10 protein-coding genes are annotated in these 12,952 nt (G+C 63.2%); 5 read left to right on the forward strand and 5 right to left on the reverse strand.

Features of this window, described 5'->3' with window-relative positions:
• Positions 1-6: 6 nt before the first annotated feature.
• The 3 genes from panB to pcnB are packed head-to-tail and all read right to left on the reverse strand — an operon-like array spanning position 7 to position 3,370.
• Entirely contained in the window at positions 7-840 is an 834-nt protein-coding gene (gene panB / locus SSPSH_RS09735) for a 3-methyl-2-oxobutanoate hydroxymethyltransferase (protein ID WP_006914297.1), read from the reverse strand.
• 57 nt (positions 841-897) lie between these two features.
• Positions 898-2,088, reverse strand: a complete 1,191-nt coding sequence (gene folK / locus SSPSH_RS18735) for a 2-amino-4-hydroxy-6-hydroxymethyldihydropteridine diphosphokinase (RefSeq protein WP_021031652.1) — start codon at positions 2,086-2,088, stop codon at positions 898-900.
• Complete coding sequence (gene pcnB, locus SSPSH_RS09745) at positions 2,075-3,370, reverse strand: polynucleotide adenylyltransferase PcnB (protein WP_152522786.1); 1,296 nt, start codon at positions 3,368-3,370, stop codon at positions 2,075-2,077. Before pcnB ends, folK begins: the two co-directional genes overlap by 14 nt.
• 126 nt (positions 3,371-3,496) lie before the next feature.
• On the opposite strand from pcnB, the gene SSPSH_RS09750 reads away from it, so the two are divergent.
• A complete protein-coding gene (locus SSPSH_RS09750) occupies positions 3,497-4,990 on the forward strand; it encodes an amidase (RefSeq protein ID WP_021031654.1) in 1,494 nt (497 codons plus the stop codon).
• Entirely contained in the window at positions 4,990-5,415 is a 426-nt protein-coding gene (locus tag SSPSH_RS09755) for an RDD family protein (protein ID WP_006914291.1), read from the forward strand. Before SSPSH_RS09750 ends, SSPSH_RS09755 begins: the two co-directional genes overlap by 1 nt.
• Before the next feature lie 10 nt (positions 5,416-5,425).
• Here SSPSH_RS09755 and lptG read toward each other — a convergent pair whose 3' ends face one another.
• Positions 5,426-6,490 carry an LPS export ABC transporter permease LptG gene (gene lptG / locus SSPSH_RS09760; RefSeq protein WP_006914290.1) on the reverse strand — a complete coding sequence of 355 codons (1,065 nt, stop codon included), beginning with the start codon at positions 6,488-6,490 and terminating at the stop codon, positions 5,426-5,428.
• Positions 6,487-7,593 (reverse strand): LPS export ABC transporter permease LptF, encoded by a 1,107-nt coding sequence (lptF, locus tag SSPSH_RS09765; RefSeq protein WP_006914289.1) that lies wholly within the window; start codon positions 7,591-7,593, stop codon positions 6,487-6,489. Before lptF ends, lptG begins: the two co-directional genes overlap by 4 nt.
• A 204-nt stretch (positions 7,594-7,797) precedes the next feature.
• Here lptF and SSPSH_RS09770 point away from each other — a divergent pair, with 204 nt between their 5' ends.
• The 3 genes from SSPSH_RS09770 to SSPSH_RS09780 all read left to right on the forward strand — a co-directional run bounded on the left by SSPSH_RS09770 (position 7,798) and on the right by SSPSH_RS09780 (position 12,932).
• Positions 7,798-9,309: a leucyl aminopeptidase gene (locus SSPSH_RS09770; protein WP_006914288.1), complete on the forward strand. Its 1,512-nt coding sequence runs from the start codon at positions 7,798-7,800 to the stop codon at positions 9,307-9,309.
• Between the two features lie 179 nt (positions 9,310-9,488).
• Positions 9,489-9,923 carry a DNA polymerase III subunit chi gene (locus SSPSH_RS09775; RefSeq protein ID WP_006914287.1) on the forward strand — a complete coding sequence of 145 codons (435 nt, stop codon included), beginning with the start codon at positions 9,489-9,491 and terminating at the stop codon, positions 9,921-9,923.
• 57 nt (positions 9,924-9,980) lie between these two features.
• Positions 9,981-12,932: a valine--tRNA ligase gene (locus tag SSPSH_RS09780; protein ID WP_006914286.1), complete on the forward strand. Its 2,952-nt coding sequence runs from the start codon at positions 9,981-9,983 to the stop codon at positions 12,930-12,932.
• The last annotated feature ends 20 nt before the right edge of the window (positions 12,933-12,952 follow it).

Raw genomic sequence — 12,952 nt, forward strand, 5'->3', positions numbered from 1 at the left:
CGCGTTTTAAGAGAAAGCGTGTTCGGCGCCGGGATAGCGGCCGTCCTTCACTTCGGCCACATACTCGGTGACTGCGGCGTCGAGCGTGTCCGCGTTGTCCATGTAATTCTTCACGAACCGCGGCTTGCGACCCGGCGACAGACCGAGGATATCGTAGATGACCAGAATCTGACCGTCGGTGTCCGGCCCGGCACCAATACCGATGACCGGCACTTTGGCGTTCGCGGTGATTTCGGCACCCAGCGCCGACGGTACGCATTCGAGGAGAATGACGTCCGCGCCGGATTCCTCAAGCAATTTGGCGTCGCGGATCATGGTCTGTGCCGCATCGCCGCGCCCCTGAACCTTGAACCCACCCATCTTGTGCACGAGCTGCGGCTGCAAACCGATATGGGCACATACCGGCACGCCCCGCATCGACAGATGTTCGATCGTGTCTGCCTGAATTTCGCCCCCTTCGAACTTGACCATCTGCGCCATGCCCTCACCCATGAGACGGCGTGAGGTTTCCAGGGCGTCGTGCTTGGTGCCGTAGGAAAGAAACGGCAGATCGGTCATTAGGAACGCGCGCGAAAGCCCGGCGGCCGTAATACGGCTGTGATAAACCATGTCATCGACGGTGACCGGCACCGTGGTCGAATTCCCCTGAACCACCATGCCCAGCGAGTCACCCACGAGCACCACGTCCACGCCGGCGCGATCTTCCAGCGCGGCAAAGCTGGCGTCATAGGCAGTCAGGCAGGCGATCTTCTCGCCCTCGGCCTTCATGCGCGCCAAATCGGAAACGGTGACGGGCTTGGCGTCACGCTGCTGCAGATGCGGGTAGGGACTGGTCTTCATGGCGCGGGACTATACCAAAGACGTGTTGACATGCGGTGGCCTGTGAACAAGTCAGCGCTACAACGCACCGTTATCGAGCACCACATGGGACGCGTCGCTGGTCAGCGCCTCGACGACCGCACGATAGTCCGACTCACGGGCGACCAGATCCAGCGCCGACGCATCGACTCGAATCAGCCGCGTCGCGTCGTAGCGCGCGAACAGCGCTCGATAGGCCGCCACGACCGTACGTAGATAATCTTCGGTAAGCGGGCGCTCGGCCAGGCGATCGCGCTGGGCGATTCGCGCCATGAGCACCTCGACCGGCGCATCCAGATAGATCACGCAATCCGGCGTCGGGGCCGCCCACGACAGCCGCGCATAAATCTCTTCATACAACGCCAACTCCGGCCCCGAGAGGGTCAGGCGCGCGAACAACGGATCCTTGTCGAACATGAAATCGGCAATACAGCCACCCTCGAACAGATCGACCTGGCGCAGCGCATCGATCTGGCGAGCGCGTTGCAGCAGAAACGACAACTGCGCGGCCAACGCGTTGGCGGTGGGATTGTCGTAGAACGCGGCCAGAAACGGATTGTCTTCCGGCGCTTCGCGCAATTCTCGTGCGCCCAGCGTGGCGGCAAGACGCGTGGCAAGCGTGCTCTTGCCCACGCCGATCGGGCCCTCGATCGCGATATAGGCCCCCGCCTTCATTTTTTTATCCCAGCGCTCGACACCTTGCGCGTCGATCACCCGGGCCAGATCGGCCACCCGCCCAGCGCTGCCGAGCGTAAGCGCCGGTGCGATCTCGGCCAGCGGCACCAACACAAAGGCGCGCTCGAAGGCGCGCGGATGCGGCAGTTGCAACGCCGGATCGCTGCAACGCAGATCGTCGTAGGCCAGCAGATCGAGATCGAGCGTACGTGCGCCCCAGCGCACGTCGCGCACACGCCCGTGCTCGGCTTCGATCGCGTGCATCAAATCGAGTAGTGCCCGTGCGCCGAGGCTCGTCGCGAGCGCCGCACAGGCGTTGCAGAACATCGGCTGGTCGGGCGGCCCGCCGATGGGCACGGTGCGGTAGAGCGACGACATCGCCAACACGCGCACGCCCGGCGAACGATCGAGAGCGTCGATCGCGGTGGTGACTTGATCGGACGGCGATTCCAGATTGCTACCCAGACCAACCCAGGCAACGCTCATCGCAAGGCAGTTGAACTCGCCGTTGCCGGCATCGGCCGGTTTTCCGACGATCGCCTCAGGCGGATTCACTACGACGGCGTCCGCCGCGGCGACGTTTACGCGGCTTGCCCGGCGCGCTAGCGCCCGAGCCCGGTGCCGGTGTGGACGGGTCGTTCTGCGCCATCGTCCACCAGTCCGCCAGCTCCTGATCCACCTCGCCGACCGCGGCCCGCAACAATAGAAAATCGTAGGCCGCGCGAAAACGTGGATGCGCAATCATACGCGCAGGCTGCTTACCCCGGCGCCGATGAAAACGCGGCTGCAAATGCCAGATCTCGCGCATGGGAATCGAAAAGCGTTTGGGAATAGAAACGCGCTGAATCTGTTCGCCTACGACCGCGCTCTGCGCACTGGCAAGTGCCGGCGCCGGTGCCATACCGTCGCGCTCGAGCGTCGCGGCATGCTCGCGCACCGCCGGCCACAGCAAGGCTGCAAACAGGAAGGCAGGCGTAACCGGCTTGCCGGCTTCGATACGCGCCGCCGTATTGGTAATAGCCTGTTCGATGAGTGCTTCGCTGGCCGCGCCCGAGGGCGAATCCAGCACGGCCGAGGTCTGCGCGAACATCGGCGTGAACAGCCCGTATTCGCGCAGCATACGAAACACGCGTGCGCCGGCCGGGTTCATCAATAGCTTGAGCACTTCATCGAACATGCGCGCCGCCGGCACATCGGCGAGTAGCCCGACCAGTTCGCGCGGCGGACGCGCGGGCTCGTCAATTGTCAGCCCCAGCTTCGCGGCGATACGCACGGCACGAATCATGCGCACCGGATCTTCGCGATAGCGCACGGCCGGGTCGCCGATCAGGCGCAAACGACAGGCGGCCACATCGTCCATGCCGCCGACGTAATCGTGCACACAGTCGTCGGCGATATCGTAATACAGGCCGTTGATGGCGAAATCACGCCGGCGCGCGTCCTCGGCAATCGAGCCGAACACGTTGTCGCGTAATACGCGGCCCGCGTCATCGAGTTCACGCGTATCGGCGTCCGGCTCGGATGTGCCCGGATCGGCCCGGAACGTCGAAACCTCGACGATTTCCCGGCCGAAGCGCACATGCGCGATACGAAAACGCCGCCCGATAAGCCGTGCCTTGCGGCCGAACACTTCGACCACCTGCTCGGGCTCGGCATCGGTGGCAACGTCGAAGTCCTTGGGCGGTACGCCCAGCAGCAAGTCGCGCACGGCGCCGCCAACCAGGCAGGCGCGAAAACCCGCCCCATGCAAACCTTCGAGCGTGTCGAGCGCGGCCCGACTGATCTGTTCCCGCGCGATGCCGTGCTCGTGCGCTTCGATAACGCGTAACTCGTTGATGGTGTCGCCCCGAAATTGAAAGACTGAAAACGTTTTGCGCCTAGTTTACAACGGTTGGGCGCTCAACTGGTCCACGGCTGCTAAGCTCGCTTGCTGTTGTCGCCCGTCAACTCCAACAGCGCCGCCATGAAATACAGCGAATACGTTCAACACGACGCCCTCGGGCTGGCCCGCCTGGTGGCCGAACGCCAGGTCGATGCCACGGCCCTTCTCCATCTGGCCCGCGAACGACTGGCCGACGTCAATCCACAGCTCAATGCGGTTGTCCATCGAATGGACACGATCGCCGATGCGCGCGCGAAAGAAAGCGTGGACGGCGCGTTCGCGGGTGTTCCATTCCTGATCAAGGATCTGTTCCAGGACTATGCCGGTGTGCCCAGCGGCTACGGCAACGCGGCGCTCAAACGTGCCGGCTTTGCGCCACAGGAACATGCCGAAATCACGCGCCGTTTCATGGCCAGCGGCGTCAATATCTTCGCCAAAACGAATACGCCCGAATTCGGCGCCAAAGGCGTTACCGAGCCCGAAGCGTTCGGCATTACCCGCAACCCCTGGAATACAGGCCACACCCCCGGTGGCTCGTCGGGCGGCTCCGCGGCGGCCGTGGCCGCCGGGGTCGTACCCATGGCCGGTGCCAACGATGGTGGCGGCTCGATTCGTATCCCGGCCGCCTGTTGCGGCTTGTTCGGACTCAAGCCCGGCCGTGCACGCGTGCCGGGCGGGCCAGCGCGCAGCGATTTAATGCACGGCGCGGCGGTCGATCATGTAATCACCCGCTCGGTGCGCGACAGCGCGGCCATGCTCGACGCGATCGCCGGCTATGAAAAAGGCGCCATCGTACGCCTGGCCGAACCAGAGGCCGGCTACCTCGCGGCGATCGAAACAGCGCCGAAAGCCCTGCGTATCGGTGTGCTCGATACATCGCCGCTGGATATCCCGCTACACGAGCAAGCGCATGCGGCGATTGACACGACCACGAAACTGCTCGAGTCGCTTGGCCACACGGTCGAACGCGCCGCACCAGCCATCGACGGATTGCAACTCGGACGTGATTTCCTGTCGATGTGGTTCGTGCAGATGGCGATCCAGGTCGACGACGTACGTGCGCGCACTGGCGCCAAGGCCGACGAATTCGAGCTCGACACACGTGCAATGGCCCATGTCGGCCGCGCGTTTTCCGCGACCGAATATATGCAGGCATTCGAACGCTGGCGCGGTTATCGCTATGCGCTGGCCGAGTTCCATGCCGAATACGACCTGCTGCTCACCCCGACACTGGCCAATCCGCCATCGTGCATCGGCGAGTCGGTCACGCCGAGATGGCAACAGATGGCACTACGTCCCCTGCTACGGCTGCCGACGGGGCGGGCACTCATCCGCTCCGGCATCGTGGAACAGATCGCACGCGAGAATCTCAAGCATGTGCCCTTTACCCAGCTTGCCAACCTGACCGGCGTACCAGCCATGTCGGTGCCGTTGCATATGACCCCGGACGGCCTGCCCCTGGGCAGTCAGTTCGTCGGCGCGCCGTCGAGCGAGTCGCTGCTGCTGCGTCTGGCCGCTCAGCTCGAAGAAGCCGCGCCCTGGTTCGATCGTCTGCCGGTAATCGGAGGCCACTAATGGCGTTGTCGGCCTATCCCGCCGGACTGGTGCGTCGTATCGCCGCCGGCGTCTACGACCTGTTCCTGCTGGTCGGACTGCTGCTACTCGCCGGCCTGGCCTTGTTGCCGTTCAATCACGGCCATGCCGTCGACGGGCACAACCCGTTGGTCCGTCTTTATTTTCTGTTCGTACCCTATCTGTTCTTTTCGTGGTTCTGGATGCACGGTGGCCAGACGCTGGGAATGAAGGCCTGGCGCATGCAGTTGCGCAACCACGACGGTGGCCCGGTGCAATGGCATCAGGCCATACTGCGCTATCTCACCGCCTGGGTATCCTGGCTTTCGATCGTGGGCATGCTCTGGTGTCTGGTCGATGCCCAACGGCGCAGCCTGCAGGACATCGTCAGCCGTACCGAACTGGTCGTACAACCACGGCAGCGCTGACGCCCTTGCGCTAATCCAGACGTCGCATCCATACAAGCGTCGCGATCGCGAGCAAAATAGTGGGCAGACTGGCTGCCAACCACGGCGGCACACCGTAGACCGGGCCGCTGGCTGCCACGATCTCGTTGACCAGGAAGAAAACGAGACCGATCAATCCGCCCACGAACAAGCGTTGGCCTGCGCTCGCGCTGCGCAGCGAACCGAACGCGAACGGCAGCGCAAACACCACCAGTACCCAAACCGTGATCGGGTTGACGATATTGCGCCATAGCGCGAGCCGGTAATCCTCGGCGTTGATCTCGTTGCGATCGAGATAACCGATATAGCGCCAGAGCCCGGGGCTCGACAGCTCGCTGGGGTCGGTCACCGCCAGTTCGAGCACATCGGCATCGATATCAATATCGATATCCAGCGTCTGCGGTGCTCCGGTTTCGGTCGATTCTTCGTTGAGGGTCGTGAACTTCGGCTCGTCCAGCACGAGATGCCCATCGCGCAGCGTCGCGCTCGGGGCCGACAGCGCCTGCTCGAGCTGGCCGTCGCCCGTCATGCGAAAGACATCGATGCCGTCGATACCGCCGCCCGGCAGCGTGCCGTCGATACGCACAACGATATTGCCCTGGCGCAGCCAAAGCCCGTCTTCGATGGAATCCGCAACGCGGCCATGGCGCGCCTGTTCGCGAAGGGCATCGGCCGCCCGCACGCCCGCCGGCCCACCGTATTCGCCGATCGCCAGCGACAGCAGTGCCAGCGCGACGCCGGCAACCGATACCGAAACCGCGAGACGCCGCATGGATACGCCTGAGGCACGCACCACGATCAGCTCACTGCCTGCAGCCAGTGCACCCAACGCCAGCAGCGAACCCAGCAAGGCCACAACGGGCATGACCAGATACAGATTGCTCGGCATCTTCAGCAGCGTATAAGCGATGACCTGCAATACGCCGAAGTTGCCGTCGCCGATATTGTCGGCCTCGCCGATGAATACAGACAGTGCCACGAGTGCAGCCACGACGAGCGCGACCACGGCGGTGGCCACCAGAATCGTACGACTGATATAGCGATCGATCAGATTCATGCGCTTGCTCCCGCAACAGAGCGCCGCCGCGCGAACACGCCTTGTTCTCGCGCGATCATGCCGATCGCGATGGCCAGCGCAATCAGATGCACCCACCACAGCCCGATCGGCGCCGGTATGGCGCCGTCCTCGATAGCGACGCCGGCCAGATGCACGGCGTTGATATAAATGACGTAAACGAGCACCCCCGCGATCACCCGGCCATAACGGCCTGCGCGCGGCGGCACCCGGCCCAGCGGCAACGCGATGAGCGTGAGGATAAGCACCGACAGCGGCACCGACACGCGCTTCTGCCATTCAGACGCCGCTTCCGGATCGTCGCTTGTCATGAGCAAAAGCGTCGACTGCGCATCGACATCATCACTGGCCTTGCCGGTCGGCGGCGCGAGTTGCACGCCATGCTCGCCGAACTGGATGACACGGTAGGCCGCATCGCCCGGATTACCTTCGTAGCGCCAGCCGTTATCGAGAATGAGGGTCACCGCGCCGGTGTCGTCGTCGATCTGCTGGCGCGCGCGCTCGGCGGTCACGATGGTTTGCGTGGCCTTGCCCGCACTCGACTCGCGTAACACGCGGATGAATACATCGCGCAAATTGTCATCGCTATCGCGCTTTTCCGCGTAGAACACCGCATCACCGTCGAGAAAGGTACGAAACCGCCCGGGCTCAAGGGTCTGAATGACCGTGTTTGCGCCTTCGGCGCCGACGCGCGCCAGAGCGCGCTCGGCGTGCGGTGCAGCAACGATCGACATCGTCCCGGCCAGCGTCGCGACGAGCAGTGCTACGACGATGAACGGGGTATACACCTCGCGCAGGCCGGCACCGCCGGCGAACAAGGCAGCCATTTCGTTATCGCGGCAAAGACGCCCCAATGTCAGCAAAACCCCGAGCAGCATGGATACCGGCAATACGATTTCGAGATTTTCGACGAGTTTGAACAGTGCCAGTTCGAGCACCGTATTCACAGGCAGCTCGCCGGCCGCCGCGTCCGCGATGAAGCGGGCAAAACCCAAACCAAGTGTAAGAAAAACAAGAACGCCGGCGACCACCAGCCAGGTGCGCCCGACCTCGGCGAACAGATATCGAAAGATGATGCCGGTCATGACAGGCCAAGACAGTTCGACATGCAGAATAGTTTAGTATTAACGGTCGTCGCCCCAGCGGGGGTGATATTTTCGCCGCTTTCTGTAAACTGCGCCGCCATACAATCACCGAGCGACAAAGCGTGTCTCGTGCGTAACCCTTTAAAGGGCAGAAACTGCAGACGCTTTGTGCGGTCTGAACTCACAGCCTTGCAGGAGTAGTCCATGGAATATCTCGTCAAAAGTGGCAGCCCGGAAAAGCAGCGGGTCGGCTGCGTGGTCGTCGGTATCTTCGATCGCCGCAAGCCTTCAACGCAAGCCGAGGCGCTCGACGAGGCCAGCGGCGGATTGATTGCATCGGTCATGCGCCGAGGCGACATGGACGGCAAGCTCGGCCAGACCACGCTGCTACACGGCCTGGATGATCTGTTCTGTGATCGAATCCTGCTGGTGGGCTGTGGCAAGGAGCGCGATTTCAACGCACGCTCTTACCGACAGGCGTGCCAGGCCGCTGCCAAAGAGCTGGATACGATGGGCGGTGTGGACGCCGCGATCTATCTGACCGAGCTCAACGTCAAGGGCCGTGACGATTTCGGCTGGCAGGTCAAACAGGCGCTGCTTGCCTTCGAGGACGTGTTCTATCGTTTCGAAGCCTGCCGCGGTCCGGACTATGAAAAACACAGCCGCAAGCTTTCGCGCATCGTCTATCAGGTGCCACGGCGCTCGGACCTGCCGGCTGCCGAACGCGGCGTCGACGAGGGTGTGGCCACGGCCAACGGCGTGAAGTTCGCCAAGGACCTCGGCAACATGCCGGGCAATATCTGCACGCCCACCTACCTGGCCGAACAGGCGGTGGCACTGGCCGACGCGCAGAAGAGCATCAAGACCAACGTGCTCGAAGAATCCGATATGGAATCGCTGGGCATGGGCGCGCTGCTGGGTGTCTCCCGCGGCTCGCGCCAGCCGGCCAAGCTCATCGTCATGGAATACATGGCCGGACCGAAGAACGCCAAGCCGATCGTGCTGGTTGGCAAGGGCGTGACCTTCGACGCCGGTGGCATCAGCATCAAGCCGGGTGCGGCCATGGACGAGATGAAATACGACATGGGCGGCGCGGCCAGCGTATTCGGCGCGGTGCAGGCGGCCGCCGAACTGGGTTTGCCGATCAACGTCGTGGGCGTGGTACCGGCCACCGAGAACCTGCCCGACGGTGACGCCTACAAGCCGGGCGACATTCTCACCAGCATGTCCGGTCAGACCATAGAAATTCTCAATACCGATGCCGAAGGCCGTCTGGCCCTGGCCGATGCGCTGACCTACGTCGAGCGTAACTACCAGCCGGATGCGGTGGTCGACATGGCAACGCTCACCGGCGCCTGCGTGGTCGCCCTCGGCTCGCATGCGGCCGGTCTATGGTCCAACAACAGCCCGCTGCGCCGTAGCCTGCGCGATGCGGGCGACCTGGTCGGCGATCGTGCCTGGCCTATGCCGCTGTGGGAGGACTACCAGTCGCAGCTGGATTCCAACTTCGCGGATATGGCCAACGTCGGCGGCAAGGAAGCCGGCTCCGTTACCGCGGCCAGCTTTCTGCACCGCTTTGCGCGCAAGCTGCGCTGGGCACATCTGGATATCGCCGGCGTGGCCTGGAAATCGGGCAAGGAAAAAGGCGCGACCGGGCGGCCCGTCGGCCTGCTCGTTCAGTACCTGATCGAGCGTGCGAATTCCGGTAACGCCTGATCCGGTGTGGGCGAGCGCAATCGAGCGTCTGCCCATGACCGCCGAGGCGTTACGCCCGGCCTACGCGAACCGCATATGTGCCGTACAAGGTGGCCGTCCCAGAGCCACGGCTTTCCCTGCAAGTTAGGGAAAGCCGGTTCCGGGAGGCCTCTGCCGATGAGCGAATCCGAGGTTTATTCGTGACCGAAGTCTTCTTCTATATTCTGGAAGACGAGGCCGACGATGCCAGCGCACGTTTTGCCTGTCGCCTAACCGAAAAGGCGCACGAAAACGGGCATCGGGTCTATCTGCATGTGGCTGACGACGCGTCGGCCGAGGCGCTGGATTCGCTGCTCTGGGTGTTTCGGCAGGGTAGCTTCGTACCGCATGCACAGAAAGGCGCACTCGAATCCGACGACGATCTCACGCCCGTAGTGATCGGCAGCGGCGAACCGCCGTCCGGCTTCGACGACGTGCTGATCAACCTTGGCGGCGAGGTCAGCCGTTTCTTTTCGCGTTTTGCACGCCACAACGAAATCGTGGCGCCCGCCGATGTCGATGCGGCGCGCACGCGGTATCGTTTCTTTAAGGATCGCGGCTACGCGCTGACCACGCACAAGATCGCGGCCGGCTAGCGCTTTTCTTCAATTTACGAACGACAGGCCCGGATATCGGGCTAAAAGGCTTTTGTGATGGCCGAGCTGGACAAGACCTTCGACCCCCATACCATCGAGGCGCGCTGGTACCCCGTATGGGAAGAGCGCGGCTATTTCGCGCCCGATTACGATGCGCCGGGCGATCCCTACTGCATCATGCTGCCGCCGCCGAACGTGACCGGCAGCCTGCATATGGGCCATGCCTTCCAGCACACGCTCATGGACGCGCTCACCCGCTATCACCGCATGCTTGGCCAGCCCACGCTCTGGCAGCCGGGCACCGACCATGCCGGTATTGCCACGCAGATGCTGGTCGAGCGCAAGGTCGAAGCCGAAGGCGAATCGCGCCATGAACTCGGTCGCGAAGCCTTTACCGACCGCATCTGGGACTGGAAAGCCGAGTCCGGCGGGCATATCACCCGCCAGATGCGCCGGCTGGGCACCTCCGTGGACTGGTCGCGCGAACGCTTCACCATGGATGACGGCCTGTCCGAGGCCGTACGCGATACGTTCGTCGCCATGTACGACAAGGGCCTGATCTATCGCGGTCAGCGTCTGGTGAACTGGGATCCGGTGCTCGACACCGCCGTCTCCGATCTTGAAGTGGAGAATAAAGAAGTCGCCGGCCATATGTGGCACTTCAAATATCCGCTCGAGAACGGTGCCACCTACGAATACATCGAAACCGACGAAGACGGTAACGAAACCTTTCGCGAAACCCGCGACTATATTTCTATTGCCACCACGCGCCCGGAAACCATGCTCGGCGACGGCGCAATTGCCGTTCACCCGGACGACTCCCGCTACGCGCCGATCGTGGGTCTGCGCTGCGAGATTCCGGTCGGCCCGAAAGCCCAACGTCGTTTGATCCCGATCATCACCGATGAATACCCGGACCCGGACTTCGGCTCCGGCGCGGTCAAGATCACCGGCGCCCACGACTTCAACGACTATGAAGTCGCCAAGCGCAATAACATCCCGATGTATCGGTTGATGGACAGCAAGGCGGCGCTGCGCGTCGACGGCGAAGCCTACGAACAGACCGCCGCCCGCGCGGCTGAAATCGTGGCCAGCGGGGCCACGCCGAACGCAGTCGACGTGGATGCGATCAATCTCGTACCCAACGAATACCGCGGCCTGGATCGCTACGAAGCGCGTCGGCAGATCGTCGAGGCCATCGACGGCGACGGCCTGATGATCGCGGTCGAGGACAAGGCCATCATGCAGCCTTACGGCGACCGCTCCGGCGACGTGATCGAGCCGATGCTCACCAACCAGTGGTTCGTCGATGCCAAGACGCTGGCCAAGCCGGCGATCGAGGCCGTCGAAACCGGGCGCATCCGGTTCGTGCCCGGCAACTGGGACAAAACCTACTACGAATGGATGCGCAACATCCAGGACTGGTGCATCTCGCGCCAGCTGTGGTGGGGCCATCGTATTCCCGCCTGGTACGACGCCGACGGCAATATCTATGTCGGCCAATCCGAAGCCGAGGTGCGCGAAAAGCACGGTCTGAGCGCGGACATCGCCCTCGCTCAGGACGAAGACGTTCTCGACACCTGGTTCTCTTCCGGCCTGTGGCCATTCTCCACGCTCGGCTGGCCGGAAAAGACGAAGGCGCTAGAAACCTTCTACCCCACCTCCGTGCTGGTCACCGGCTTCGACATCATTTTCTTCTGGGTCGCCCGGATGATCATGATGGGCATGGAATTCATGGGCGATGTGCCGTTTCGCGAGGTTTACGTGCACGGCCTCGTACGCGACTCCGACGGCGCCAAGATGTCCAAGTCCAAGGGCAACGTGCTCGACCCGATCGACCTGATCGACGGCATCGACCTGGAATCGCTGGTGACCAAGCGCACCGCGAACATGATGCAGCCACAGAAAGCCAAGGCGATCGAAAAAGCTACGCGCAAGGCCTTTCCCGACGGCATCGCCGCCCACGGCACCGACGCGCTGCGCTTTACCTTTGCGGCGCTGGCGTCGCCGGGCCGCGATATTCGTTTCGATCTGGGCCGTGTCGAGGGCTATCGCAATTTCTGCAACAAGCTCTGGAACGCGGCGCGTTTCACGCTCATGCAGATTCCCGACGACTACACGCCGGCAGGCGACGACGCGGTCGAACTCTCGCAGGCCGATCGCTGGATTGTATCGCGCCTGCAACGCGTCGAGCGTGAAGTCGCGGCCCAGTTCGACAACTATCGGTTCGATCTCGCCGCCAAGGCGATTCACGACTTCATCTGGCACTATTTCTGCGACTGGTATCTCGAGCTGATCAAGCCGGTGCTCTCGGGTGAGTCCAGCGATGCCGCCAAGGCCGGCACGCGCCGCACGCTGTTGCGCACGCTCGAAGCCACGCTGCGCCTGGCGCATCCGTTGATGCCGTTCATCACCGAAGAAATCTGGCAGCGCGTCGCGCCTCTGGCGCGCGGCGAAGCGCTCGCCAGCGACGGCGAAAGCATTTCCGTACAGCCGTTCCCGCGTGCCGATGAAGCCCGTATCGATGAGGCCGCCGAAGCCGAAATCGAGTGGCTGCGCCACGTGATCGACGGGCTGCGCACGATTCGCGGCGAAATGGATATCGCGCCCAGCCAGCCCATGCCAGTGATGGTCGCCAACGCCAGCGACAGCGACCGCGAGCGCCTGGCCACCCATCGGGCCGCAATCGACTTTCTCGCTCGTGTGGGATCCATCGACGAAATCGCTGCCGACGACGCCCCCGATGCGGCCACGGCACTCGTGGGCGAAATGCAACTTCGCGTGCCGCTTGCCGGTCTGATCGACAAGGAAGCCGAGCTCGCCCGGCTGGACAAACGCCTCGCGAAGCTGGAAAAAGACCTGAACGGCATCCGCAACCGCCTGGCCAGCGAGTCGTTCGTGGCCAAGGCGCCGGCCGATGTGGTGGCCAAGGCCCGCGAACAGCAGGTCAACGTCGAACGCGAGGCCAGCGAGCTGGCCGAACAACGCGCCCGCATCGCGGCCTTATAGACCGCTTACCGGAGAGAATC

The sequence above is a fragment of the Salinisphaera shabanensis E1L3A genome, assembly GCF_000215955.2.
Taxonomy (GTDB): Bacteria; Pseudomonadota; Gammaproteobacteria; order Nevskiales; family Salinisphaeraceae; genus Salinisphaera; species Salinisphaera shabanensis.